This is a genomic window from Micromonospora sp. NPDC051296 (genome assembly GCF_040682255.1).
GTDB classification, from domain to species: domain Bacteria; phylum Actinomycetota; class Actinomycetes; order Mycobacteriales; family Micromonosporaceae; genus Micromonospora; species Micromonospora craterilacus.
The window spans coordinates 1-23,774 of sequence record NZ_JBFBAO010000065.1; the positions used below are offsets into that span (position 1 = coordinate 1).

Annotated in this window: 24 protein-coding genes and 1 pseudogene; 5 read left to right on the forward strand and 20 right to left on the reverse strand. The window is 72.6% G+C overall.

The window, feature by feature from the left end:
* From AB0M52_RS10175 to AB0M52_RS10205, 7 genes and pseudogenes are all read right to left on the reverse strand, one after another.
* Positions 1–149, reverse strand: a pseudogene (locus AB0M52_RS10175) (DNA-binding response regulator); the annotation flags it as partial.
* 182 nt (positions 150–331) lie between these two features.
* Entirely contained in the window at positions 332–1,117 is a 786-nt protein-coding gene (gene pstB / locus AB0M52_RS10180; protein WP_233513408.1) for a phosphate ABC transporter ATP-binding protein PstB, read from the reverse strand.
* 79 nt (positions 1,118–1,196) lie between these two features.
* Positions 1,197–2,111, reverse strand: coding sequence for a phosphate ABC transporter permease PstA (pstA, locus tag AB0M52_RS10185; RefSeq protein ID WP_363951436.1), 915 nt, complete (start codon positions 2,109–2,111; stop codon positions 1,197–1,199).
* Complete coding sequence (pstC, locus tag AB0M52_RS10190) at positions 2,111–3,100, reverse strand: phosphate ABC transporter permease subunit PstC (RefSeq protein WP_363951439.1); 990 nt, start codon at positions 3,098–3,100, stop codon at positions 2,111–2,113. Before pstC ends, pstA begins: the two co-directional genes overlap by 1 nt.
* 86 nt (positions 3,101–3,186) lie before the next feature.
* A complete protein-coding gene (pstS, locus tag AB0M52_RS10195) occupies positions 3,187–4,263 on the reverse strand; it encodes a phosphate ABC transporter substrate-binding protein PstS (protein WP_363951442.1) in 1,077 nt (358 codons plus the stop codon).
* A 202-nt stretch (positions 4,264–4,465) separates the two neighbouring features.
* The gene (phoU, locus tag AB0M52_RS10200) at positions 4,466–5,110 is read right to left on the reverse strand and encodes a phosphate signaling complex protein PhoU (RefSeq protein WP_363951445.1); all 645 of its coding nucleotides are present in this window, start codon (positions 5,108–5,110) and stop codon (positions 4,466–4,468) included.
* A 265-nt stretch (positions 5,111–5,375) separates the two neighbouring features.
* Entirely contained in the window at positions 5,376–6,752 is a 1,377-nt protein-coding gene (locus tag AB0M52_RS10205; protein WP_363951448.1) for a hypothetical protein, read from the reverse strand.
* 108 nt (positions 6,753–6,860) lie between these two features.
* Here AB0M52_RS10205 and AB0M52_RS10210 point away from each other — a divergent pair, with 108 nt between their 5' ends.
* Together AB0M52_RS10210 and AB0M52_RS10215 are read left to right on the forward strand one after the other, a co-directional pair.
* On the forward strand, positions 6,861–7,472 hold the full coding sequence (locus AB0M52_RS10210; protein ID WP_363951451.1) for a class I SAM-dependent methyltransferase: 612 nt from the start codon (positions 6,861–6,863) through the stop codon (positions 7,470–7,472).
* 23 nt (positions 7,473–7,495) lie between these two features.
* Positions 7,496–8,098 carry a class I SAM-dependent methyltransferase gene (locus tag AB0M52_RS10215; protein WP_363951454.1) on the forward strand — a complete coding sequence of 201 codons (603 nt, stop codon included), beginning with the start codon at positions 7,496–7,498 and terminating at the stop codon, positions 8,096–8,098.
* 51 nt (positions 8,099–8,149) lie between these two features.
* Here the strand turns inward: AB0M52_RS10215 and eccB are convergent, their stop codons facing one another.
* Complete coding sequence (gene eccB, locus AB0M52_RS10220) at positions 8,150–9,538, reverse strand: type VII secretion protein EccB (protein ID WP_363951456.1); 1,389 nt, start codon at positions 9,536–9,538, stop codon at positions 8,150–8,152.
* A gap of 110 nt (positions 9,539–9,648) precedes the next feature.
* On the opposite strand from eccB, the gene AB0M52_RS10225 reads away from it, so the two are divergent.
* Positions 9,649–10,368, forward strand: coding sequence for a spermidine synthase (locus AB0M52_RS10225; protein ID WP_363951459.1), 720 nt, complete (start codon positions 9,649–9,651; stop codon positions 10,366–10,368).
* Between the two features lie 78 nt (positions 10,369–10,446).
* Here the strand turns inward: AB0M52_RS10225 and AB0M52_RS10230 are convergent, their stop codons facing one another.
* The gene (locus AB0M52_RS10230) at positions 10,447–11,604 is read right to left on the reverse strand and encodes an acyl-CoA desaturase (protein ID WP_363951461.1); all 1,158 of its coding nucleotides are present in this window, start codon (positions 11,602–11,604) and stop codon (positions 10,447–10,449) included.
* Between the two features lie 16 nt (positions 11,605–11,620).
* The gene (locus AB0M52_RS10235) at positions 11,621–12,712 is read right to left on the reverse strand and encodes a ferredoxin reductase (RefSeq protein ID WP_363951464.1); all 1,092 of its coding nucleotides are present in this window, start codon (positions 12,710–12,712) and stop codon (positions 11,621–11,623) included.
* 84 nt (positions 12,713–12,796) lie between these two features.
* On the opposite strand from AB0M52_RS10235, the gene AB0M52_RS10240 reads away from it, so the two are divergent.
* The gene (locus AB0M52_RS10240; protein ID WP_363951466.1) at positions 12,797–14,026 is read left to right on the forward strand and encodes a helix-turn-helix domain-containing protein; all 1,230 of its coding nucleotides are present in this window, start codon (positions 12,797–12,799) and stop codon (positions 14,024–14,026) included.
* Positions 14,027–14,037: 11 nt separating this feature from the next.
* Here AB0M52_RS10240 and AB0M52_RS10245 read toward each other — a convergent pair whose 3' ends face one another.
* Positions 14,038–15,612 (reverse strand): Na+/H+ antiporter, encoded by a 1,575-nt coding sequence (locus tag AB0M52_RS10245; RefSeq protein ID WP_363951469.1) that lies wholly within the window; start codon positions 15,610–15,612, stop codon positions 14,038–14,040.
* Between the two features lie 223 nt (positions 15,613–15,835).
* Between AB0M52_RS10245 and AB0M52_RS10250 the strand changes: the two genes are divergently transcribed.
* Positions 15,836–16,546, forward strand: a complete 711-nt coding sequence (locus AB0M52_RS10250; RefSeq protein WP_363951472.1) for a GNAT family N-acetyltransferase — start codon at positions 15,836–15,838, stop codon at positions 16,544–16,546.
* A gap of 15 nt (positions 16,547–16,561) precedes the next feature.
* Here AB0M52_RS10250 and AB0M52_RS10255 read toward each other — a convergent pair whose 3' ends face one another.
* The 9 genes from AB0M52_RS10255 to AB0M52_RS10295 all read right to left on the reverse strand — a co-directional run.
* Entirely contained in the window at positions 16,562–17,350 is a 789-nt protein-coding gene (locus AB0M52_RS10255) for an IclR family transcriptional regulator (RefSeq protein WP_363951475.1), read from the reverse strand.
* Positions 17,347–17,727: a 4-carboxymuconolactone decarboxylase gene (pcaC, locus tag AB0M52_RS10260; protein WP_363951477.1), complete on the reverse strand. Its 381-nt coding sequence runs from the start codon at positions 17,725–17,727 to the stop codon at positions 17,347–17,349. Before pcaC ends, AB0M52_RS10255 begins: the two co-directional genes overlap by 4 nt.
* Positions 17,724–18,506 (reverse strand): 3-oxoadipate enol-lactonase, encoded by a 783-nt coding sequence (gene pcaD / locus AB0M52_RS10265; RefSeq protein WP_363951480.1) that lies wholly within the window; start codon positions 18,504–18,506, stop codon positions 17,724–17,726. Before pcaD ends, pcaC begins: the two co-directional genes overlap by 4 nt.
* A 76-nt stretch (positions 18,507–18,582) precedes the next feature.
* Positions 18,583–19,923 carry a 3-carboxy-cis,cis-muconate cycloisomerase gene (pcaB, locus tag AB0M52_RS10270; protein ID WP_363951483.1) on the reverse strand — a complete coding sequence of 447 codons (1,341 nt, stop codon included), beginning with the start codon at positions 19,921–19,923 and terminating at the stop codon, positions 18,583–18,585.
* Positions 19,898–20,467, reverse strand: coding sequence for a protocatechuate 3,4-dioxygenase subunit alpha (pcaG, locus tag AB0M52_RS10275; RefSeq protein WP_363951486.1), 570 nt, complete (start codon positions 20,465–20,467; stop codon positions 19,898–19,900). Before pcaG ends, pcaB begins: the two co-directional genes overlap by 26 nt.
* A complete protein-coding gene (pcaH, locus tag AB0M52_RS10280) occupies positions 20,460–21,200 on the reverse strand; it encodes a protocatechuate 3,4-dioxygenase subunit beta (protein ID WP_363951488.1) in 741 nt (246 codons plus the stop codon). The genes pcaG and pcaH overlap by 8 nt, the downstream gene beginning before the upstream one ends.
* 14 nt (positions 21,201–21,214) lie before the next feature.
* Positions 21,215–22,396 carry an acetyl-CoA C-acyltransferase gene (locus AB0M52_RS10285; protein WP_363951491.1) on the reverse strand — a complete coding sequence of 394 codons (1,182 nt, stop codon included), beginning with the start codon at positions 22,394–22,396 and terminating at the stop codon, positions 21,215–21,217.
* Between the two features lie 22 nt (positions 22,397–22,418).
* Positions 22,419–23,159, reverse strand: coding sequence for a CoA-transferase (locus AB0M52_RS10290; RefSeq protein ID WP_363951496.1), 741 nt, complete (start codon positions 23,157–23,159; stop codon positions 22,419–22,421).
* Between the two features lie 26 nt (positions 23,160–23,185).
* Positions 23,186–23,774: CoA-transferase (locus tag AB0M52_RS10295; protein WP_363951493.1), on the reverse strand; the 589-nt coding region annotated here is incomplete at its 5' end.

Sequence of the window (23,774 nt, forward strand, 5' to 3'; positions counted from 1 at the left end):
GCGTGCGGGTAGTGGTGTCCGCGTACCCGGTGGTCGGCCAGCTGGGTGACCAGCGCGGCACCCACGGTCTCGTCGTCGTCCACCACCAGCAGTACGAAACGCCCGTCGGATCGGTGGTCACCCCTGGTGGCCTCGACGAGGTTGTTCATCGCTCACCGGCTCCGGTTCAGGTTCAGGCCCATCGCGACACCCTTGCGCCGCGCAGGACGGTCCGCCGCACTGCATGACACCGCGCGGTCGGTGGGTACGGGCGAGCGCCAGCGGCGACGGGCCGCGCCCGGTGGGTCGCCGGTGTACCCCGGCGACCCACCATCGACCGCCGCTTCCGGCCTCAGCCGAAGCGACCGGTGATGTAGTCCTCCGTACGCTTGTCGGCGGGGTTGGTGAAAAGCTTGCCGGTCTGGCTGAACTCGACCAGCCGGCCGTGCCGCACCTGCTTCTCGTCCACCTCGGCGGTGAAGAAGGCGGTGTAGTGGCTGACCCGGGCGGCCTGCTGCATGTTGTGCGTGACGATCACGATCGTGTAGTCGTTCGTCAGCTCGAACATCAGGTCCTCGATCTTCGCGGTGGCGATCGGGTCGAGCGCCGAGCAGGGCTCGTCCATGAGGATGACCTCGGGCTTGACCGCGATCGTCCGGGCGATGCAGAGCCGCTGCTGCTGACCGCCGGAGAGCGCCAGGGCGCTCTTGCGGAGCTTGTCCTTGACCTCGTCCCAGAGCGCGGCCTGGGTCAGCGCCTCCTCGACGTGGTCGTCGAGCCGGCCCTTGATGCCGTTGATCCGCAGCCCGTACGCGACGTTGTCGTAGATGGACTTCGGGAACGGGTTCGGCTTCTGGAAGACCATGCCGATCCGCCGCCGGACCTGGATCGGGTCGACGTCCTTGGCGTACAGGTCCTGGCCGTGGTAAAGCACCTCACCGCTGACCCGGGCCCCGGGGATCGGGTCGTTCATCCGGTTCAGCGCGCGCAGCACCGTGGACTTACCACAACCGGACGGCCCGATCATGGCCGTGACCTGGTTCTGCTGGATCGGCATCGAGGTGCCGCGGACCGCCTCGTAGCTGCCGTAGTAGACGCTCACGTCGCGCAACTGCATCACCGGTGCCGTGGAGGGCATGACACCGGCGCCGGCGGTGCCGGGAGCGTGGACCGACACGGACGGTCGGGTGGTCAGGTCTGCATCGTTTCGGGCCATGTCAGCGCTCCTTGATGGCGAATCGGCTGGCGATGAGTCGAGCGATGATCGTGAAGCCGAGCACGATCACGATGAGCGTCAGCGCCGCGCCCCAGGCGCGGTCCTGGGCCGCTTCGAACGGTGCACTGGCGTTGCGGAAGATCTGTGCGGGCAGCGCCGTGTTGAAGCCTTCGAAGAGGTTCGAGTTGGGCGCGAAGACGATCCCCGTGACGATGACGATCGGGGCGGTCTCACCGGCCGCCCGGGCGACGGCCAGCAGCGAACCACTGGTGATACCGGAGATAGCCGCCGGCAACACCACGGTCAGCGTGGTCTTCCACTTGCGGGCGCCGAGCGCCATGCTCGCCTGCCGCAGCTCGTCCGGGACCAACCGGAGCATCTCCTCGCTGCTGCGGATCACCACCGGCAGCATCAGGCAGGCGAGGGCCAGCGCGCCGGCGAAGCCGGTCTGCTGGCCGACGAGCAGCACCCAGGAGATGTAGATGAAGACGCCCATCACGATGGATGGCACGCCGGTCATCACGTCGGCCATCAGCCGGATGAGTCGGGCCAGCGGTGACTGCTTGCCGTACTCGTTGAGGTAGATGGCGCCGAAGACGCCCAGCGGGATGGCCATCAGCGCGGCCATCCCGGTGATGAGCAGCGTGCCGACGATCGCCGGCGCCATGCCGCCGCCGGCCCGCCGGTACGAGTTCGGGATGTCCTCGGTCAGGAAGCTCAGGCTCATCACGCCGGCACCCTTGACGATGACGGTGTAGGTCACCAGGGCCAGCGGGGCGACGGCGAGCCCGACGGCGGCCCAGATGGCCACCGTGGCGAGGTGGTTGCTGAACCGGCGGCGGCCGGAAAGGGCCGCCCGGGTCAGGTCCGGCCCGCCGGCTCCGGAGCGGGTGGTGGGTGGTGCGGTGACGGTCATTACCTGCTTCCCTTCATCCGCGCCTCGGCCCGGCGGACGATCACCTGGGCGAGCACGTTGATCAGTACCGTCATCGCGAACAGCACCACGCCGAGGCCGATCAGGGCGGCGGTGTACGTACCGGTGGACTCACCGAACTGCTGGACGATCACCGCGGCCATCGAGTTGCCGGGCGCGAACAGGTTCGCCGTGATGTTCGTCGAACCGCCGATGACGAGGGCCACCGCGATCGTCTCGCCCATCGCCCGGCCGAGGCCGAGCATCACCGCGCCGACGATGCCACCGAAGCTGTGCGGGAACACCGCGCCGCGGATCATCTCCCAGCGGGTGGCGCCGAGCGCGAGGGCGGCGTCCTTGTCGGCCCGGGGGACCGTGCTGAACACCTCGCGGCTGATCGACGTGATGATCGGCGTCACCATGATCGCCAGGATGATGCCGGCGGTCATGAAGTTGCGGCCAGTGCTCACCGGACCGAAGAGGCTGCCGAGCACCGGCACGCCGCCGAAGACGTCGTGGAACCACTGGTAGACGGGCACCATGGCGGGGGCGACGACCAGGATGCCCCACAGGCCGAAGACCACCGACGGGACGGCGGCCAGCAGGTCGATCACGGTCACCGCGGGGCCACGCAGCCGGCGCGGCGCCAGCTCGGTGAGGAACAGCGCGATGCCGATCGAGACCGGCACCGCGAACAGCAGGGCGATCAGCGACGAGAGGGCCGTGCCGTACGCGAACGACAACGCCCCGAAGATGGCGTCGCCGGTCGCCGGGTTCGGGTCCCAGATCCGCTCGGTGAGGAACCGTAGGCCCATCGCGTCGAACGCGGGCCAGGCTTCCCGGACGGTGGTGATCAGGATCAGCCCGAGGACGGCCAGCACGAGCAGGCCGGTGCCGAGCGTCCACCAGGAGAAGACGCGGTCGGCGCGGGCGCTGCCGCCGCGCTGGGCCAGCGGCGACCGGGAGTCGGGGGACTTGGTAGTTAGGGTCATCTTCACTCCAGCTCAGGTACCCCTCTGGGGACGGGATCGAATCGATCCCGTCCCCAGGTGGAACGCCCTAGCGATCTTGATCCTGATCAGCCCTGGATCTTGTCGACCTGAGCCAGCGCCTTCTCCTTGAGAGAGGCCGGCAGCGGCGCGAAGTCGATCTCCTTGGCCAGGTCCTGGCCGTCGTTGAGCAGGTACTTGAGGAAGCCCTTGACCAGGTCCGCCTTGGCGGCGTCGTCGTACTTGGCCTTGACGATGATGAAGGTCGGGGCGGTGATCGGGTACGAGCTGGCGCCAGCGGCGTTGAGCGGGTTGTAGCTCAGGTCCGCCTCGATCGCGGCACCCTCCAGGCCGGCGGTGGTGCCCTCCAGCGACGGCTCGACGAACTGGCCGTCCTTGTTCTTGATGGCGGCGAACTTGAGGCCGGTCGCCTTCGCGTCGCTCAGGTCGACGTAGCCCACGGCGCCGTTGGTCTGCTTGATGATCTGCGCGACACCGGTGTTCTTCTCGCCGCCCTGGGTGCTGGCCGGCCAGGCCACGGTGTCACCGCTGCCCAGCTTCCAGGCGTCGCCGGCGGCGGCGGTCAGGTACTTGGTGAAGTTGTTGGTGGTGCCGGAGCCGTCCGAGCGGTGCGCGACAACGATCGGCGTGTTCGGCAGCTCGACGCCCGGGTTGTCCGCCTTGATGGCGGCGTCGTCCCAGGTCTTGATGTCGGTCTGGAAGATCTTGGCGAGCGTCTCCGGGCTCAGCTGCAGCTTGTCGACGCCCTGCACGTTGAAGGACACCGTGATCGGCGCCGCCACCGTCGGGACGTAGAGGAAGGAGTCGGCGGTCACGCCGTCGGTGTCCTTGACCAGGCTGTCGGTGCCGGCGAAGTCGACCAGACCCTCACCGAACTGCTTCTTGCCGGTGCCCGAGCCGGTCGCGTTGTAGGTGACCGTCACGTTGGCGGCCTCACCCTTGAAGGCCTCGATGACCTCTTGGTAATACGCGTCCGGGAAGCTGGCGCCGGACGCCTTCAGCTCGCCGGACAGGCTCGCGTAGGCGCTGTCGCCGCCACTGTCGCCCGACTCCGTGCTGTTGTTGTTGCTACCACAGCCGGTAAGCGCGAGCGCGGCAACCGCGACGCCAACAAGGACGCGCCGCGAAAGCACGTTGCGGTTCACCAGGTAAGCCTCTCTATTGGGGTGCATCAGCCCGTCCGGGCCGTACGCGAGTCAAGTTAGGAGGCAGAGGTAGCCGGACTCCCGGCGCCAGATGAACGGAAAGTGAACTTGGCGGCTCGGCTGATGGCCGACGGGCGACGGGATGTGACGTTCGGGGCGCGAGCGCACCGGATGCCCGGAATGGGCGGGTGAGACGTGCCTCTCAGAGACGGATTGTCCCGGTCACCAGGTAGACCACCTGACGCGCGACGTTCACCGCGTGATCGGCGTACCGCTCGTAGTACCGACCGACCAGGGCCAGGTCGATCGCCGACTCGACCCCGTACGGCCAGGCGGAGACGAGCATCGACAGCAGGCGTTCCTGGGCGGCGTCGACCTCGTCGTCGTCGAGCCCGAGCTGCATCGCGTCGAACCGGTCACGGGTGGCCAGCACGACGGCGGTCTTGTCGGCGATCCGGGCCGCCGCGTCCGCCATCGCCGTCATCAGCGGCACCGCCAGCTCCGGGACCACCCCCACCGGGTGTCGCATCAGGACGATCTTCGCGACGTGCACCGCGAGATCACCCATCCGTTCCAGGTCGCTGGCCATCCGCAACGCGCACAGCACCAGCCGCAGGTCGGAGGCGACCGGCTGGTGCCGGACCAGCACCTGGGGGATCATCGCCTCCACGTCGGCCCGCTGACCGTCGAGGGCGGCGTCGCCGACCAGCACCGCCTCGGCCGCGCTCCGGTCGACGTCGAGCAGGGCCATGCTGGCGCCCCGGATCGCCGCGCTGGCGTCCCGGCTCATCGTGGCCAGCACACCGGTGAGCCGGTCGAGCTGCTCGTCGTAGCTGTCCCGACCCATCGCGCCTCCTCCGTCCATCCGGGCCGGTGCCGGCCCGCGCGGGCGGCGCGCCGGCACCGGTCCGTCGTGCCGGGCGGCCCCGGTCCTGGCCAGCAACCTACCTGCCGTACGCACCTCGGCACCGGGCGCGCACACGGCGCCTAGCCCACCGGCGCACCTCGGCGAGCGCAGGCCGGCCGGGCGTGAGGCGGTCGAGCGCTGGGCGACTCACCGGGACGCGGTGGTCGAAAGCGACCGGGCGGCCGACGGCGCCCGCCGGTGGTGGTCAGTCGGTCAGCACGTCCAGCAGCAGCGCCGCCGTCCAGCCGAACGCCGGGGAGCCGAGGCCGGCGCCGGTGTCCGGATGGAAGTACTCGTGGCAGCCCGCCGTCTCGACCAGCTCGATCATCGACGCGCGCAGGCTGGCGGCCAGCCGGGTGTGCCCGTGCGCGAGGAGTCCCTGCCGGACCAACCAGTTGATGTTCATCCAGCTGGGGCCACGCCAGTAGCGCAGCGGCTCGAAGTCCGCCGCGGTGCGGTCGTGGCTGGGCAACGGCCGGGCCATCCGGCCGGCCAGCCCGAACCGGGCCGAGCAGGCCTCGACGAGCACCGCCTCCACCTGCCGCGCCGGCAGATCGGGCAGGATCAGCGGCGCCAGCCCGAGCACCGTCCGGGCCGGAGTCAGTTGGCCGGTGCGCAGGTCACGCGGGTGAAAGGTGCCGGTCGTCGGGTCGTACAGCCGGTCCACCACCGCCGCGGTGATCCGGGCCGCGCTCTCCCGGTGCGGGCCCGGATCGGCACCGATCTCGCCGGCGATCCCGGCGAGCGCGTGCTCGGCGGCCCCCATCGCCGCGTTGAACAGCGGACACTCCACCAGGAACGGATGCCGGCCGGCCAGGCCGTCGTCCCGGTAGCCCGCCGCGCGGTAGGCGGTGACGATCGCGACGTAGCGCGCGTAGTCCAGGTCGGTGGGGCGGTGCGCGGCCGCCGCGTGCACGATGTCCCGCCGCCGGTACGCGCGCAGCACCGCCGCCTCGGCCGGCACCGCGGCCAGCGGGGCGTCCCAGGCGGGGCTGTTGTCCAGCCCGGACTCCCACGGGTGCACGATGCTGGCCAGCCCGGCACCGCCGACGTCGCGGCGGGTGGCGAGGTAGTGCTGCTGCGCGACCAGCCGCGGGTAGAGCCGGCGCAGCGCGCCGAGCCCGTCCGCCGAGGGCGCGATGCGGTACGCGTGCCACGCGGCCAGCGCATGCACCGGCGGCTGGACCAGCCCGGAGGTGGCCGCCTGGGGTGCCCCCTCGACCGTCCCGGAGGCCCAGAACTCGGGCCCGGGAAAGTAGGCACCGCCGGAGACCGCCGGGTTGAACACGATGTGCGGCACCCGGCCGTCGAGCCACTGGGCCCGGAACAGGCTGGTCAGCTCCTGCCAGGCGCGGTCGGGGCGAACGTGGGCCCAGCCGATCGCGATGAACGCGGAATCCCAGCTCCACTGGTGCGGGTACAGGGTGCGCGACGGGACCGTGTGGTCGTGCTCCCAGTTGCCGTCGAGCGTGTCCACCGCCAACTGCCGGAGCCCGGCGTGGTGCCGGGGCGCCTCGCCGCCCAGGGCACCGCCGGCCGGCGCCGTGCCCGACCCGGTCGGCCGGGCAGTCCAGTTCGCCATGCGTCACATCCTGGTAGCCCTGAGGCTTCAGGATAAGGTAAGAGTCGATCACCGCGCACGGGGGCACCGACGCAGGTCGAGCGGCACGACGAGGCGAAGGAGCCCCAGATGAGGCAGGCACGGCAGGGTCCCACCGGCACCGAGGGTGAGGACTACACCCGGCGATTGCAGCAGCTCAGCGGGGCGCGTTGGAAGCGGGTCCTGGACGTCCAGGCGCCATACCGGTGGAACCTGCGGCGGCTGCGGCTGGGCCGCACCCTCGACGTCGGCTCCGGGCTCGGCCGCAACCTGATCAACCTGGGCGAGGGCGCGGTCGGGGTGGACCACAATCCGACCTCCGTGGCGCACACCCGGGCACTCGGCCTCGAGGCGTACACCACCGAGGAATTCTTCCGCTCCGAGCACGCCCGCGCGGACGCCTTCGACTCGCTGCTCGCCGCGCACCTGCTGGAGCACATGCCGGTTGAGCAGGCGCGCGAGGTGGTCGCGTCGTACCTGCCGTTCGTCCGCTCCGGCGGTCGGGCTGTCTTCATCACCCCACAGGAGCGCGGCTACCGCAGCGACGCCTCGCATGTCCGGTTCGTCGGTTTCGCCGAAGCAGCCGAGGACTGCCGGGAACTCGGCCTGACCGTGTCGCGCCAGTACTCGTTCCCCTTTCCGCGCGCCGCTGGCCGGCTGTTCACCTACAACGAGTTCGTGACGGTGGCGCGGCTGCCCTGAGGGCGGCTGGATACCGTGGGCCGATGAGCAACCCGACCCGCTGGGTGACCGACACCGGCCCCGAGCACTCGCAGTGGTACGTCGACCGGTTCCGCCGGATGGCGGCCGAGGGTGTCGACCTGGCCGGGGAGGCCCGGCTGGTCGACGCGCTGGTGCCGCCGCGCTCGCGGATCCTGGACGCCGGCTGCGGCACCGGCCGGGTCGGTGCCGAGCTGGCCGCCCGGGGCCACACGGTGATCGGGGTGGACGCCGACCCGGTCCTGATCGAGGCCGCCCGCGCCGATCATCCCGGACCCCGTTGGCTGGTCGCCGACCTGACGGAGCTGGACCTCGTCGCGGCCGGCGAGCCCGAGCCGTTCGACGCGGCGGTGCTGGCCGGCAACGTGATGGCCTTCGTCGCCGCGGGCACCGAAGGCGCGGTACTGCGCCGCGTCGCCGCCCACCTGCGCCCAGACGGGGTGGTCGCGGTCGGCTTCGGCACCGATCGGGGCTACCCGCTGACCGACTTCGACGCCGACGTGGCCGGGGCCGGCCTGTGGCTGGAGCACCGCTTCGCCACCTGGGACCTGCGTGCATGGCGCGACGACGCGGACTTCGCCGTCAGCATCCTGCGCCGCCCCGCCTGACAGTCGCTCGGTGGCCTTCCCCCGCCACGCACTCCCCCGGCCCGCCGGCATTCAGGCGGGTGCGGCCGGTTGCCGGGCCGCTTCCGGGTCCAGGGTCGCTCCGGCGGGGACCAGGCTGACCAGGCCCGCCGGCAGGCGTACCGGGGCCACCTCGCCGTAGCCGAGCATGGCGGACACGCCGGCGTCGGCGAGGACGTACCGCCGGCCGAGGTCGGTCACCACGGAGATCGCGCCGCCGGTGGCGCCGGGTGCGGCAACGGACTCGACCACGGCTGCCCGGCCCGGCTCCACCAGCACGTGGTCGGCCAGCGCCGGGCCGTCCGGCCCGCGCGCGGTGCGCGGCGCGGCGGTCAGGTCCGGCAGGTCCACGCCGAGCCGCAGCTCGATCGCGCCGGCGTCGTCACCGACCCGCGCACACAGCACCGGCGAGTCCATGGTGGCCAGACGGGGCGGCGCGGTCGGTGGCGCGCCGGGCCCGGTGGGGGCGAGATCGGCCAGCTGGGGCAGGGCGGCGAACCGCCCGAGGCTGAGCTGCTCCGGCTCCCGCTGGCCGGTACGGGCGAGCAGCAGGCCGGCCTGCAGCTCGGTGATGCCGGCGAGCCCGTCGCGCAGCACCACCGCGTACTGTCGAGCACCGCCGGAGTTGCTCACCAGCAGCACGTCCCCGATCCTGGCGTCGGCGACGCGGACGGATCGCTCGCCGAGGCCGGGCAGGTCCAGCGGGGCCAGGTCGGTGCCGGCCGGCACCGTGTTGAGCAGGGCCGCGGCGACCGGTACGGCCCGGGCCCGGGTGGCCGCCAGCGCGGCCAGCACCCGGTCGGCGTCGCGGATCAGGTGCCGCCGCTGGTGCCAGACCAGGTGCAGCCGGCCGTCGGGGTCGCGCAGCAGCAGCGCGTCCTCGCCGAGCGGCCGACCACCGTTGCCGTCGGCGCCGATCAGCAGCACCGACCGTGATTCTCGTCGGCCGGCCTCGGCCACGCCGACCGAGCAGACCGTCCACGGCGCGGTGGCCAGCCGGGCCGCCGCCGGCAGCGAGTCGGGCGCGTCGGCGATGCCCAGCGGCAGGCCGCGGGGCACCCCGTCGATCGACCGGCGGGACACCAGCACGGTCTTCGGCCGCTCGGCTCCGGTGATCAACAGCGCGGACGCGTAGTTGGTGACCGGGTGCAGCTTCTCCTCGCGGTAGACGAACCGGGCGCCGGATTCCTTCTCCACGATGACCGCGCCGGTATCACGCCACTTGGCGCCGCCACCGGTGAACAGGCCGTAGAGGGCGGAACCTCCCAGGCCGATGACCGCCACCAGCACGCTGGCCAGCGCCGCGCCGGCGAGCCGACGGAACGGTGACTGGGCCGGGTCGGTCTCGCGCATCACCAGCGCGGCCACCGCCCGCTGGACGGTGAACTGGTACGAGTGCAGCTGGTCCTGCCGCGACGGCATGCGGTCCCTTCCGCGAGACGGTCGGGGCACAGGATATGCGTTGCGTCGATGTCCCGAGGACTGTGCGTCGTCGCCCGAGCCGCGCCCGGCCGGCCGGTAGCATCCGGCCGGTGAGCATCCGTTTCGAGGAACTGGCCTGGCGGCCGACGCCGCTCGGCGAGATCAGCCTGCGTCGGCGCCGGGACCCGCGGCTCGACCTCGACGTGTACGAGGTCAAGCTCGACGACGAATTCCTGATGTCCAGCCTGTTCACCGCCGGTGAGATCGAGCTGGCCCGGTTGGGGTTGGCGCCGCTGGCCGGGCCGCGCCTGGCGGTGGCTGTCGGCGGGCTGGGGCTGGGCTACACCGCCCGCACCGCGCTGGCGGACGACCGGGTCACGTCACTGCTGGTGGTGGAGGCGGTCGAGGATGTCATCGACTGGCACCGACGTGGCCTGCTGCCGTTCGCCGCCGGGCTGGCCACCGACCCGCGTACCCGGATGGTGCGGGCCGACTTCTTCGCCCGGGTGGCCGGCGGGAACGGCCTCGACCCCGACGAACCCGGGCGGCGTTTCCACGCCGTCCTGCTGGACGTCGACCACTCCCCCCGGCACCCGCTGCACCCGAGCCACGCGACCTTCTACACCCCGGACGGGCTGCGCCGGCTGGCCCGGAACCTGCACCCGGAGGGGGTCTTCGCGCTCTGGTCGGACGACCCGCCGGACCCGGATTTCGAGGTCACCCTCGCCGAGGTCTTTCCGACCCACCACAGCCACGTCGTGCGATTCCCCAACCCCCTCACCGGCGGCCACTCAACCAACACCATCTACCTCGCCCAAACCCCGCCCTGACCCCAGCTCAACGCCCGCGATCTTGGTACGAAATCGCCCTCCGCGGGGCGCTTTCGTACCAAGATCGGCCCGTTGGGGTCAGGCGCCGACGGTGGCGAGGGTGGGGGTGGGGCGGTCGTCGGTGGGGGTGGGGGTGGGGGTGTCGGGGCGGCGCGGGTTCGGCAGGGCGAGCCGGAAGACCTTCTTCCACGCCGAGAAGACCTGCCGGGGCAGCGACCCGGTGGTGTACTTCAGCCCGTACCGGTCGAACAGCGCTCGCACCTCGGGGGCGATCTCCTGGTAGCGGTTGCTGGGCAGGTCGGGGAAGAGGTGGTGCTCGATCTGGTACGACAGGTTGCCGGTCATGATGTGCATCAGCCGGCTGCCGCTGATGTTGGCCGACCCGAGCATCTGCCGCAGGTACCACTCGCCCCGGGTCTCGCCCTCGATCGAGGTCTTCGCGAAGGTCTCCACGCCCTCCGGGAAGTGCCCGCACATGATCACCGAGTGGCTCCACAGGTTGCGGATCAGGTTCGCGGTGAACGTCGCGGCCATGGTGTGGAAGAACGACGGCCCGGACAGCAGCGGGTGGATCACGTAGTCCTTGAGGACCTGGCGACGGATCTTCCGGCCGGCCGCACGGAGCTTGGCCCGGAACTCCGGGTTCTTGTGCCGCCCTTCCTTCAGGTTCTGGCCCAGGTCGAGGTCGTACGCGGCGACGCCGTACTCGAAGAAGCAGGCGTTGACGAAGTTGTACAGCGGCTGACCCAGGTAGGCCGGGTGCCAGGGCTGGTCCTCGTCGACCCGCATGATGCCGTAGCCGAGGTCGTTGTCCTTGCCGACCACGTTGGTGTAGCGGTGGTGCAGCTCGTTGTGCGACTGCTTCCACTGTTCGGCCGGGGTGGCGTGGTCCCACTCCCAGCTGGTCGAGTGGATCTTCGGGTCCCGCATCCAGTCCCACTGCCCGTGCAGGATGTTGTGCCCCATCTCCATGTTCTCCAGGATCTTCGCCACGGAGAGGCCGGCCGTGCCGATGATCCAGGCGGGCGGGAACAGCGAGAACAGCAGCACCACCCGGCTGCTGACCTCCAGCTTGCGCTGGGTCGAGATGATCTTGCGGATGTACGCGGCATCCCGCTCGCCCCGGGAGTCGATCACCCGCTGCCGGATGGCGTCGAGCTCCTTGCCGAGGGTCTCGATGTCCTCGGCGCTCAGGTGGGCGATCGGGTTGTCGGCCTTCTTCTGGATGACAGTCACGTCGGCAGGTCTCCGATCAGATCTCGAGTTCGCAGGGGCCGGCCGCGGCCGACACGCAGGTCTGCACGCGTACGCCGTCGCCCGGCAGGGCGGTGGTGAGCTGCCCGTTGCGCAGGTCGCGGACCGCCCCCTGGCGCAGCGGCAGTACGCAGCCGAAGCAGATGCCCATCCGGCAGCCGGAGGGCATCAGCACCCCGGCGTTCTCGCCGGCGTCGAGCAGCGGGGTGGCGCCGGCGGCCTCGACGGTCACCGACGAACGGGTGAAGGTGACCGTGCCGCCCTCACCGGTGGTGATCACGGTCGGCCGGAACCGCTCGGTGTGCAGCCGCTCGGCGCAGCCGCGCGACGACCAGTGCTCCTCGGCCGCGTCGAGCAGCCCCACCGGGCCGCACGCCCAGGTCTGGCGCTCCAGGTGGTCGGGCACCAGGGAGTCGAGTTCGGCGACGTCCAGCAGGCCCTCGACGGTGGTGTGCCGCTCCACCAGCCGGATGGCGCCACGGTCGGCGAGCTGGCGCAGTTCCGTGCCGAAGACCACGTCGGCCGCGGTGGGCGCCGAGTGGACCAGCACCACGTCGCTGCCGGCCAGCGCGCCGGAACGCAGCATCCCGGCCACCGGTGTGATGCCGCTGCCGGCGGTGAGGAACAGCACCCGCGTCGGCACCGGCTCGGGCAGGACGAAGTCGCCGCGGGCCTGGTCGAGCTGCACGATCGTGCCCGGCCGCACGCGGCGGACGAGATGGTTACTGACCACGCCGTCGGGGATCGCCTTGACCGTCACCGAGATCGGGTCGGTGCGGCGGCCCGGCGGCGAGGTCAGCGAGTAGGCGCGCCACTGGCGTACGCCGTCGACGTCGACACCGAGCCGGACGTACTGGCCGGGGAGGTGCCCGCGCCAGCTGCGCCCGGGCTGGATCAGCACGGTCGCCGCGTCCGGGGTCTCCGGGCGTACGTCGACGATCCGGCCGCGCAGGTCGGCGCCGGCTCGCAGTGGGGCGACCAGGTCGAGGTAGTCCCCGGGCAGTACCGGTGTGGTCACCGTCTCGGCGAGCCGCCAGAGGCGGTGCCGGAGGGACCTCGTCGTGCCCGGTCGCGGGACGGTGGCGGTCATAGGACGATGGTCGCGGCGGGCTGGCATAAAATCTTGGCCAGCGAAGGTAAAGCGATCCATCCCTTTTGTGCGGGGAGAACAACCGTGGCGGAATCCTCCGGAACCACTCATCGGGCGGCCCGCCTCGAGCTGAACCAGCGGGTGGCCAGCGAGCTGCGTGACCGGCTACCGCTGGTAGCCGAGCGGACCGTCACCGCGATCACGGCCGAGGTGCCCAGCTACTCCGGCACCCTGACCGGCCAGATGCGGGACAAGATCGAGAACGCGGTGCAGATCGCGTTGGGCACGTTCCTCCAGTTACTCGAACGATCCCAGGCCAGCGACCCCAGCACCCCGCTGGTCCCGGCGTTGGAGGCCGCGTACGCCCTGGGCAGCGGCGAGGCCCGCTCCGGCCGCAGCGTGGACGCGCTGCTGGCCGCGTACCGGGTCGGGGCCCGGGCCTCCTGGCGGGAGATGGCCGCCGCCACCGTGGCGATCGGGCTGCCCGCGGCCACCGTCGCCGAGTTCGCCGAGCTGATGTTCGCCTACATCGACGAGCTCTCCGCGGCCAGCGTGTCCGGGCACGCCGACGAGTTGGCCAGCGTCGGCCGGGCCCGGCGGCGGAACCTGGAACGGCTCACCCAGCAACTGCTCGCCGGCGAGCCCGAGGACATCCTGGTACGCAGCGCGGAGCGGGCGGACTGGCCGGTGCCGCAGACCCTCACCGTGGCGCTGCTGCCGCAGGCGAAGCTGCGCGGCGCGCTCGCGCTGCTCGACGAGCACACCCTGGAGAGCAGCGAGGAACTGCTGGCCGGCGACTCCGACGAGGAGACCGCGGTGCTGCTCGTACCGGACGTGCACGGCGACCGGCGGCGGCAGCTCGCCCGGGTGCTGCACGGGCGTCGTGCGGTGCTCGGGCCGGCCCGGCCGTGGGCCCAGGCCTGCTCGTCGTACCGGCGGGTCACCCGGGTGGTCGCCCTGGGCATCGCCCACCCCGACGACGGTGAGCCGCTCGACACCGACCGGCACCTGGCCGAGCTGCTGCTCAGCGCCGACGTCGAGGCGCTCGCCGACCTGCGCGCCCGGGTCCTGCAACCACTGGCGACGCTGCCGGCAGCCACCGCGGAGCGGCTCACCGAGACTTTGCGCTCCTGGCTGCTGCATCAGGGGCGGCGCGACGACGTGGCCGCCGACCTGTTCGTCCACCCGCAGACCGTGCGGTACCGGATGGGTCAGCTGCGCCAGTTGTTCGGCGAGCGGCTCACCGATCCGCGCAGCCTCCTCGACCTCACGGTCGCGCTGGCGCTACCGGTCGGAGTCGCGCCGACGGGTTGAGCCGCGGTGGGTCATTCGAGGGGCCTCGGCCCCAGCAGGCGGATCTCCTCGACGTCGAGTCTGGCCTGCAACTCGCGTAGCACGGCATCGTCGATCTCGCGGTGGTCGCGCATCCGGGTGACCTCGCGCCGTTTGTGGTCGAGCGCGGCGAGCCGCAGCCGGCGCTCGACCTCGCGGGCGGCCGCCGACTCCTCCTCCTGCGCTGCCTGCACGTCGCCGAGGTGACTCTGGTATTCGGCCTGGAGCCGCTGCGTGACGTCCTGATCGGCGCCGATCCGATCGGCAATGTCCGGCAGCGCCTCCAGGGTGACCTGAGTGGCCCGCGCCTGCGCCTGTCTCGTCTCGTCGGCGTGTTCCGGGTCACCGGAGAGTTTGGCCCAGCGCATCAGGAGGGGCAGGGTGGTGCCCTGCACGAGCATCGTCAGCAGGATCACCGTGGCGACACAGAAGATGATCAGGTCGCGTTCCTTGACCGGCTGGCCGTTGGAGGTAGTCAGCGGGACGGCGAGCGCCGCCGCGAAGGAGACCGCGCCCCGGAACCCCGCCCAGCCGGCGACCGTACGCACCCGCCAGTTCACCAACCGAGCGTCGCTGGCCCGGCGCCGGTCCACCAACCAGGCGACGCCCGCCGTCAGGTGCAACCAGAGCATCCGCACCGCGAGCAGCACGGCGGCCACCACGAGCGCGATGACGATCGCACGCGTCAGCGAGGTGCTGGTGACCGCCCGGACCGCCCGCGGGAACTGCATGCCCACCAGCACGAAGAGTCCGCCGTTGATGAGGAACGTGGTGAGGTCCCAGAACCCCAGGGCGAGCACCCGCGACCGGGCCCGGATCACCCGGGGGCTGGCGACCACGAGCATCAGCCCGGACACCACCACCGCGAGCACACCGCTCTCGTGGATGGCTTCGGCGAGGAAGAAGGCGGCGAACGGGGTGAGCGCGCTGAGCGCGCCCTCCCGCAGCGGGTCGTCCAGGCGCTTGCGGACCAGGATCACCGCGCCGCCGACCAGCAGGCCGGCCGCGATGCCGCCGAGGAACGACAGGCCGACCCGCCCGACGAGCTCGAAAGCGTTCGGGAACGCGCCCCCGCCGAGCAGCCCGAGCGCGACGGAGAACAGCACCAGGGCGGTGCCGTCGTTGATCAGGCTCTCGGCGTGCAGGGTGGTGAGCAGGCGTCGGGGCATCCGTTTGGCCAGGCCGGCCACGGCCGCGGCGTCGGTCGGGGCGAGCACCGCGCCGAGCACCCAGGCCGCCGCCGGGTCGACGCCGAGCCGCTGCACGACCAGCGACACCGCCGCCATCGTGACGCCCACCAGCCCGACCGCCAGCAGGGCGATGAACACGAAGTTCGCCCGGATCTCGCGCAGGCTGCTGGTCAGGCTCTCCCGGTAGAGGATGGCCGGCAGGAACAGCAGCAGCACCACCTCGGGTTCGAGCATGACGTGGCTCAAGGCCGGTATCAGCGCCAGCAGCGCGCCGAAGATGATGAGCAGCACCGGCGGCGCGACCCGGTACCGGCCACCGAGCGTGGTGCCGACCAGCACGGTGACGCCCAGCACGATGATCAGCAGTAGTGCGCTCACGTCACCCCCCGTTCACTGCCCCTCACATGGTGGTACGCCCACCGGCCGGGCAACCGCCGTTTCCGCAGACCACGGCCAGGTGGACAGCTGACCTGCCGGCCGGGCGCGCGGGTGCCGGGACCCACCGGTCCGGGGTGTCCGGCCGCGCGATCTAGGATCGCCTCGACCACCACGACGAATGCCGCGCCCGCCCCACCGGGTGCCCGGCCGATCGGGGGACGAGATGACGGGGACGATCGCCGAACAGGTCCTGGACAACCCGGTGTGGGCGGCGCTGAGCGGCACGCACCGGGAGTTCGCCGAGCAGCACGGCCGCGCGGCGCGCTACCAGCGGGAGGTCTCGCCGTTCCACGCGGTGGCCGACGCCGACGACCCGGCCGCCTGGGCCGACCTCGCGGCGCTGGCCGGTCCGGCGGCCACCGTCTGGATGGCCGGCGACGCGGGCCGGCTGCCCGCCGGGTGGACCGTGGATCAAAAGATCGACGGGGTGCAGCTGGTCGACGACGCGGCCCAGGCGGCCGGTGACCCGGAGGCGGTGCGGCTGACCACCGCCGACGTACCGGAGATGCTCGACCTGGTCGCCCGCACCCGGCCGGGGCCGTTCCTGACCCGCACCATCGAACTCGGCCACTACCTGGGCATCCGGCGGGACGGGAAGCTCGTCGCGATGGCCGGCGAGCGGATGCGGATGCCGGGGTGGATCGAGATCAGCGCCGTCTGCACCGCGCCCGAGGCGCGCGGTCAGGGCCTGGCGGGCCGCCTGATCCGGGCGGTCGTGGCCGGCATCCGGACCCGCGGCGACCGACCGCTGCTGCATGCGGCGGCGGACAACACCGGGGCGATCCGGCTGTACGAGGCGCTCGGCTTCACGCTGCGCCGGGAGATCCTGTTCCGGTCGGTGCGGACGCCGGATGCCGACCCGGCGGCCGGCTGACCAAGGCGCTGGCGGCTACCGGCCCGGGCCGGCCCCCAGGTCCTCCTCGATGCGCTTCGCGGTCGCCAGCAACGGTGGCAGCAGTTCCTTGCGGATCATCTCGAACGAACCGCGGCTGGCGTGGGCGGAGACGTTGACCGCGGCGATCACCGAGCCGTTGTCGCCGTGGATCGGCGCGGCCAGCGAGCGCAGCCCCTCCTCCAGTTCCTGGTCGACGATCGCGTACCCCTGGGCGGCGATCTTCGTGAGCGTGGTGCGCAGCTTGGCCGGGTCGGTGATGGTGCGTCGGGTCAGTGGCCGCAGCTGCGCCGTGCCGAGGTAGTCGTCCAGCCAGTCGCCGGGCTGGGCGGCGAGCAGCACCCGGCCCATCGACGTCGCGTACGCGGGGAACCGGGTGCCGACGCTGATCCCCACCGTCATGATCCGTTTGGTGGGGACCCGGGCGACGTAGACCACCTCGTCGCCGTCGAGGACCGACACCGAGCAGGACTCGTGGACCTGCGCGACCAGCGCCTCCATGTGCGGCTGGGCGACCTCCGGCAGGCTCAGGCTGGACAGGTAGGCGTAGCCGAGGTCGAGGATGCGCGGGCGCAGCGAGAACAGCCGCCCGTCGGTGTGCACGTAACCCAGCTCGACCAGGGTGAGCAGGAAGCGGCGCGCGGCCGCCCGGGTCAGGCCGGTGGCCCGGGCCACCTCGCTGAGGGTGAGCTGCGGATGTTCGGCATCGAAGGCCCGGATCACGGCGAGTCCGCGCTCCAGCGACTGGACGAACTCTCCGGATCGCGCCGCCGCCTCGTCGGTCACTGGGCCTCCTGCCGCAGAGTCTCCTGGGCCACCTTGAACGCTCGGTTCGCCGCCGGTACGCCAGCGTAGACGGCCACCTGCAACAGGACCTCACCGACCTCCTCGGGCGTCAATCCGTTGCGCAGCGCGGCGCGTACGTGCATCGCCAGTTCCTCGTCGTGGTGCAGGGTGGCCAGGACGGCGAGGGTGATGCAGCTGCGGGTGCGCCGGTCCAGGCCCGGCCGGGTCCAGATCTCCCCCCAGGCGTACCGGGTGATCAGGTCCTGAAAGTCGGCGGTGAACTCGTCGGTGTTGGCGACGGCCCGGTCGACGTGCGCGTCGCCGAGCACCTGTCGGCGTACCGCCATTCCGGCCTCGTGTCGCTGCTGGTCGGTCACGGGGTCACCCCGCCTTCCGGGTCGAAGTGGTCCGTCAGCAGGCGGGCGACGGCCTCGGGTTGTTCGACGTTGGCCAGGTGCGCGGCGCCGTCCAGCACGACCAGCCGCGCGGACGGGATCCGCTCGGCGATCTGCCGGGCGTGCTCCGGCGGGGTCGCGGGATCGTCGGCCGCGCCGATCACCAGGGTCGGGGCGCGCACCGCCGCCAGGTCCGCGCGCAGGTCCATGCCGGCGATCGCCTCGCAGCAGGCGGCGTACCCGGCCGGCGGCGTGGCGGTCAGCATGTCCCGGTAGGCGGCGACGGTGTCGGGGTGGGCGGCGGCGAACGCGGGGGTGAACCAACGTTCGACCACGGCGTCGGCGATGGTGTCCAGCCGGCCGGCGCGTACCGTGGCCGCCCGGGTCCGCCACCCCTCGGCCGGGCCGAGCGACGCCGAGGTGCACAGCAGGGCGAGCCGGTCGATCCGCTCGGGGGCGTGCGCGGCCAGCCACATGCCGACCATGCCGCCGAGGGAGAGCCCGGCGTAGTGGACTCGCCGCAGGTCGAGGTCGTCCAGCAGCCGCAGCACCTCCCGCCCGAGCAGGTCGATCCGGTACGGCCCGGCCGGCACCGCCGAGCGGCCGTGCCCGAGGTGGTCGTACCGGATGACCCGGAAGCGGGTGGCCAGCGCCGCGACCTGGGGCTGCCACATGGCGCCGGTGGTGCCCAGGGAGCTGCCCAGCACCAGCACCGGCGCGTCCGGCGGCCCGTCCACGGTGGCGTGCAGGACGGGGCTCATGCCGTCACCTCGCTCCGCTCGGCGCCGGCCTGAGCGTTTTCCGCACCGCATTGCCGATTCGCTCGCTCACGCTCGCTCATGCCGCCCCTCCGGCGTGCCGGTCGAGGGCGCGGTCGACCAGTTGGCCGGCGCTGCCGAGCCAGGCGACCGGGTCCAGTGCGCCGTCGATGTCCCGCTCGGACAGGTGGGCTCGGATCTCGGGGTCGGCCAGCAGCGCCGCCCGGAAGGGAGGCCGGCTGGCGGCGCGGCGCACCAGGTCGTGGGCGGCGGCGCGACCGAGCGCCGGCGCCAGCCGGGCGGCGACGGCCTCGGCGAGCAGCAGGCCGCCGGTGGCGTCCAGGTTGGCCCGCATCCGGTGCGGGTGTACGTGCAGGCCGGCCAGCATCCGGGCGGTGCGGGCGGCGGCCCCGCCGGCGAGGTGCACCAGGTCGAGCAGGGGTTCCCACTCGGCGTGCCAACTGCCGGTGGCCCGTTCGTGCTCGTGTCCGGCGGCGGCGAACAGGGTTCCGACGAGCCCCGGGCCGCGCCGGGCGGCGGCGGTGACCAGCACGGAGTCGACCGGGTTGCGTTTGTGCGGCATCGCCGAGGAGCCGCCGCGCCCCGCGCCGCCCTCGACCACCTCGCCGATCTCGGTCTGGGCGAGCAGACCGACGTCGAGCGCGACCTTGCCGGTGGCCACGAGCAGCCCGCCGAGGGCCGCGGTGAGGTCGAGGACGGGCTGGCGACGGGTGTGCCAGGGCAGCGGGCCCGCGGCGAGACCGAGCCGGGCGGCGAACCGCTCGACCACCGCCGGGCCGGCCGAGCCGTACGCGGCGAGGGTGCCGACCGCCCCGCCGAGCTGAGCGGGCAGGGCGGCGCGTACCCGCTCCAGCCGGGTGCGTGCCTCGACCAGGCCGAGCAGCCAGCCCGCCGCCTTGAGCCCGAAGGTGGTGGGTGCGGCCTGCTGGCCGAGGGTACGCGCGACCATGAGGGTGTCGCGGTGGGTCCGGGCAAGACCGGCGGCGGCGTCGGCGGCGGCGTCGACGTGCCGCAGCAGTGGCCCGGCGGCCCGGGCCACCACCAGCGACAAGGCGCTGTCGAGCACGTCCTGGCTGGTGGCGCCGTAGTGCACCCAGGGCCGGGCCGGTTCGGCGACCGCGGCGGTCAGCTCCCGCACCAGCGGCACGACGGGGTTGCCGGCGGTCTCGGCCGCGGCACCGATGGCCGCCGCGTCGTACCGTTCGGCGTGGCACCGGCCGGCGATCTCCTCGGCCGCCGGCACGGGGAGCAACCCGGCGTCGGCACCGGCCCGGGCCAGCGCGGCCTCCACGTCCAGCAGCGCCTGGAGCAGGCGACCGTCGTCGAGCTCGGCATCGACGTCCGGCGTGCCGGACAGGCCGCGCAGCAGCCCGTCAGACGGCGAAGAAGACGGTTTCATGCTCTCCCTGCAGACGGATGTCGAACTGGAACCCGTCCGCCGCCGGGCGCGCCAGGAGCGTTTCCCGGCGGTCGGGGTCGAGGGCGGCCAGCACCGGGTCGGCGGCGTTGGCCGCCTCGTCCGGGAAGTAGATCCGGGTGACCAGGCGGTGCAGCAGGCCCCGGCCGAGGACCGACAGGGTCAGGTGCGGCGCCTCGGTCTCCCCATCCGGGGTGGGCAGCGCTCCCGGCTTGACGGTGAGCAGCGCGTACCGCCCGTCGGCGTCGGTTTCGGCGCGGCCGAAGCCACGGAATCCGGGGACCGAGGGCGGCCGCGCACCGCGCGGGTCGTCGGGATGGTCGAAGCGGCCGTCCGGGTCGGCCTGCCAGCTCTCCACCATCGCGTCGACCACCGGAGCACCGGCCCCGTCGAAGATCCGGCCACGGATCCAGAACGCCTGCGGCGTGCCCTCGGGTACGACGTACGGGCCGTCGGGCCAGTGCAGGCCGATGCTCAGGTACGGCCCGACGGTCTGGGCGGGCGTGACGCCCTGGCGCTCACTCATCGTCGTCCTCGTCCTCGAAGGGGGTGGCGTCCCGGCCGCGCAGCACGATGTCGAACTCGTAGGCCAGCGCCCACTCGGGCCGGGTGGCGGCGTGGTCGTACCGGGCGATCATCCGCTGTCGGGCCTGCTCGTCGCGGACCGAGTTGAAGATCGGGTCCTGGAAGAACAGCGGGTCGGCCGGGAAGTACATCTGGGTCACCAGCCGCTGGGTGAACGCGCGGCCGAACAGCGAGAAGTGGATGTGCGCGGGCCGCCACGCGTTGTCGTGGTTGCGCCACGGGTAGGCGCCCGGCTGCACGGTGACGAAGTGGTAGTGGCCCTGCGCGTCGGTGAGGGTGCGCCCGACGCCCTCGAAGTTCGGGTCCAGCGGTGCCGGCCAGGTGTCGATGGCGTGCCGGTACCGGCCGGCGGCGTTGGCCTGCCAGATCTCCACCAGGGTGTGCGGGATGGCCCGGCCGTCGCCGTCGAGGACCCGGCCGTGCACGATGATCCGCTGCCCGAGCGGCTCGCCGTCGTGCTGGCGGGTCAGGTCGTGGTCGAACTCGCCGAGGCGGCCCTCCCCGAGCAGCGGCCCGGTGATCTCGGTGAGCCGCTGCGGCAGGTAGGTCAACGGCTGCTGCGGGGCACGGATCACCGTGGAGCCGTAGCCCGGACTGAGCAGGGGCGGGTGGGCGTCGACATCGTCTCGCCGGTAGCTCGGCAGCACCAAGCGGCGGGTGGTGTCCTGGGTCATGGCTGCTGTTCCCCTCAGGCTTCCAGTACGACGGCCAGTCCCTGGCCGACCCCGATGCAGATCGCGGCGAGGCCCCGCCCGCCACCCCGGCGGTGCAGCTGCCACGCCAGCGATCCGAGTATCCGTGACCCGGAGGATCCGAGGGGGTGGCCGAGGGCGATGGCGCCGCCCTGCGGATTGACGATCTTCGGATCGAGGTCGGGCCACTGGGCCAGGCAGGCCAGGGACTGCGCGGCGAATGCCTCGTTGAGTTCGACGACGTCGAGGTCGTCCCAGCCGATGCCGGCGCGGCGCAGGGCCTCCTCGGCGGCGGCCACCGGGCCGATGCCGAACAGGTGCGGTTCGATCGCGGTGACGGCCCGGGAGACGACGCGGGCCAGGGGTGCGCGACCGCTCTGCTCCGCGCCGGCGGCGTCGGCGAGCAGCAAAATGCTCGCACCGTCGTTGAGCGGGGACGAGTTGCCGGCGGTGACCGTGCCGTCGGGCCGGAAGACCGGCTTGAGCCGGCCCAGCGCTTCGAGACTGGAGTTCGGCCGGATGCTCTCGTCCCGCTCGACGTCGGTGTCGGGCACCAGCGTGACCTCGTCGGCGTAGCCGCCGTCGTGCCAGGCCCGGTCGGCGAGCTGGTGGCTGCGCAACGCGAACTCGTCCTGGGCGTCGCGGGTGATGCCGTAGCGCTCGGCGAGGATCTCGGCGCCCTCGCCCAGCGACACCGTCCACTGTTCGGGCATCCGGGGGTTGACCAGGCGCCAGCCCAGCGTGGTGGAGTGCAGCGTCTCGTGCCCGCGCGGGTAGCCCTGCTCGGGTTTGGTGAGCACCCAGGGGGCCCGGCTCATCGACTCCACTCCCCCGGCGAGGCAGATCGAGGCGTCGCCGAGCGCGATGGCCCGGGACGCGCCGACCACCGCCTCCAGCCCGGAGCCGCAGAGCCGGTTGACGGTGGCGCCGGGCACCGACGGCGGCAGGCCGGCCAACAGGACGGCCATCCGGGCCACGTCCCGGTTGTCCTCGCCGGCGCCATTGGCGTCGCCGAGCAGCACGTCGTCGATGCGGGCCGGATCGAGCCCGGGGCTGCGGGCGACGATCTCGCGTACCACGTGGGCCGCGAGGTCGTCGGGGCGTACGCCGGCCAGCCCGCCGCCGTAGCGGCCGATCGGAGTGCGGACGGCGTCGAGTACGTACACGTCGCGGGTCATGCCGCCACCTCGCTTCGCTCGGTCATGCCGCCGCCTTCATGGTCGCTTCCAGGGCACGCAGCACGGCGAGTTCGTCGGCGGTGGGCGGCTCGCCGGTGGCCAGTTCGTCGGCGACGGCGAGGGGCCACCCGGTGGCGGCGCGGGCCTGCTCGACGGTGACGCCGGGGTGCAGCCGGGTGAGGGTCAGCTCGCAGCTGGCCGGGTCGGCTTCGAGCACACCGAGATCGGTGATCACCGTACGGGGTCCGCCGCCGCGCAGGCCGAGCCGCGCCCGGTCACCCGGCCCGGCGCCGTAGCCGACCGAGGTGACGAAGTCGACCCGTTCGGTGAACGTACGCAGACTCTGCCGGACGATGACCACCACCTCGCCGCAGGAGGCGGCGATCTCCGGGGCGCCCCCGGCGCCGGGCAGGCGCACCTTCGGGTCGGTGTAGTCGCCGCCGATGACGGTGGTGTTGATGTTGCCGTACCGGTCGAGTTGGGCGGCGCCGAGGAATCCGACGTCGATGCGGCCGGGCTGGAGCCAGTAGTTGAACACCTCGGGCACGGAGACCACCGCGTCGGCGGTGTCGGCGAGGATGCCGTCGCCGATGGACAGCGGCAGCCGGTCGGGCTTCGCGCCGAGGCAGCCCGACTCGTAGATGAGCACGAGGTTGGGGGCGTGGGTGGCGCGGGCCAGGTTCGCCGCGGTGCTGGGCAGTCCGATCCCGACGAAGCAGGCGGTGCCGTCGCGCAACTGCCGGGCGGCGGCGACGGTCATCATCTCGTCGGCGGTGTAGTTCCCGCTGCTCACGCCTGCACCTCCGCCTTCAGCACGTGCTGCGCGATCCAGTCCTGGAAGGTGTCGCGGTCCCGGCTGATCGCGTCCCAGGCCACGTAGAAGTCGTTGTCGCGGACGGAGTAGCCCTGGGCGTACGACGGATGCGCGCCGCCGGGGACGTGCGCCACCGCGGTGATCGCCCAGCCGGGCAGGACGACCTGCCCCGGTACCGGTGCCAGCTCGTCGACCAGCTCCTCGACGGTGATCAGGGACCGGTCCGCGGCCAGCACCGCCTCCTTCTGCACGCCGGTGATGCCCCACATCTGCACGTTGCCGGCGCGGTCGGCGCGCTGGGCGTGCACCACGGCGACGTCCGGGCGCAGGGCGGGGACCGCGGTCAGCGTCTCCCCGGTGAACGGGCAGTCGATGGTGCGGATGTTGGTGGTGTGCCGGGGCAGATCCGTGCCGGTGTAGCCACGCAGCACGGCGAACGGCAGGCCGGCGGCGCCGGCCACGTACCGGTTGGCCATCCCCGCGTGGCTGTGTTCCTCCAGCTCCAACGACGCCGGCCAGGAGTTCTGCACGGCGTCGCGGAAGCGGTGCAGCGATCCGACGCCG

Coding starts and splice junctions, on each gene's coding strand:
- AB0M52_RS10290 (WP_363951496.1), bottom strand. CDS start 23,159: ATGATGACCGTCGCCGCCGCCCGGCAGTTGCGCGACGGCACCGCCTGC.
- AB0M52_RS10285 (WP_363951491.1), bottom strand. CDS start 22,396: ATGACCCGCGACGTGTACGTACTCGACGCCGTCCGCACTCCGATCGGC.
- eccB (WP_363951456.1), bottom strand. CDS start 9,538: ATGCCGTCGCGGCAGGACCAGCTGCACTCGTACCAGTTCACCGTCCAG.
- pstA (WP_363951436.1), bottom strand. CDS start 2,111: ATGACCGTCACCGCACCACCCACCACCCGCTCCGGAGCCGGCGGGCCG.
- AB0M52_RS10235 (WP_363951464.1), bottom strand. CDS start 12,712: ATGACCGCCACCGTCCCGCGACCGGGCACGACGAGGTCCCTCCGGCAC.
- pcaH (WP_363951488.1), bottom strand. CDS start 21,200: ATGACCCAGGACACCACCCGCCGCTTGGTGCTGCCGAGCTACCGGCGA.
- AB0M52_RS10210 (WP_363951451.1), top strand. CDS start 6,861: ATGAGGCAGGCACGGCAGGGTCCCACCGGCACCGAGGGTGAGGACTAC.
- pcaG (WP_363951486.1), bottom strand. CDS start 20,467: ATGAGTGAGCGCCAGGGCGTCACGCCCGCCCAGACCGTCGGGCCGTAC.
- pcaB (WP_363951483.1), bottom strand. CDS start 19,923: ATGAAACCGTCTTCTTCGCCGTCTGACGGGCTGCTGCGCGGCCTGTCC.
- pstB (WP_233513408.1), bottom strand. CDS start 1,117: ATGCCCTCCACGGCACCGGTGATGCAGTTGCGCGACGTGAGCGTCTAC.
- pstC (WP_363951439.1), bottom strand. CDS start 3,100: ATGACCCTAACTACCAAGTCCCCCGACTCCCGGTCGCCGCTGGCCCAG.
- pcaD (WP_363951480.1), bottom strand. CDS start 18,506: ATGAGCCCCGTCCTGCACGCCACCGTGGACGGGCCGCCGGACGCGCCG.
- AB0M52_RS10215 (WP_363951454.1), top strand. CDS start 7,496: ATGAGCAACCCGACCCGCTGGGTGACCGACACCGGCCCCGAGCACTCG.
- phoU (WP_363951445.1), bottom strand. CDS start 5,110: ATGGGTCGGGACAGCTACGACGAGCAGCTCGACCGGCTCACCGGTGTG.
- AB0M52_RS10205 (WP_363951448.1), bottom strand. CDS start 6,752: ATGGCGAACTGGACTGCCCGGCCGACCGGGTCGGGCACGGCGCCGGCC.
- AB0M52_RS10250 (WP_363951472.1), top strand. CDS start 15,836: ATGACGGGGACGATCGCCGAACAGGTCCTGGACAACCCGGTGTGGGCG.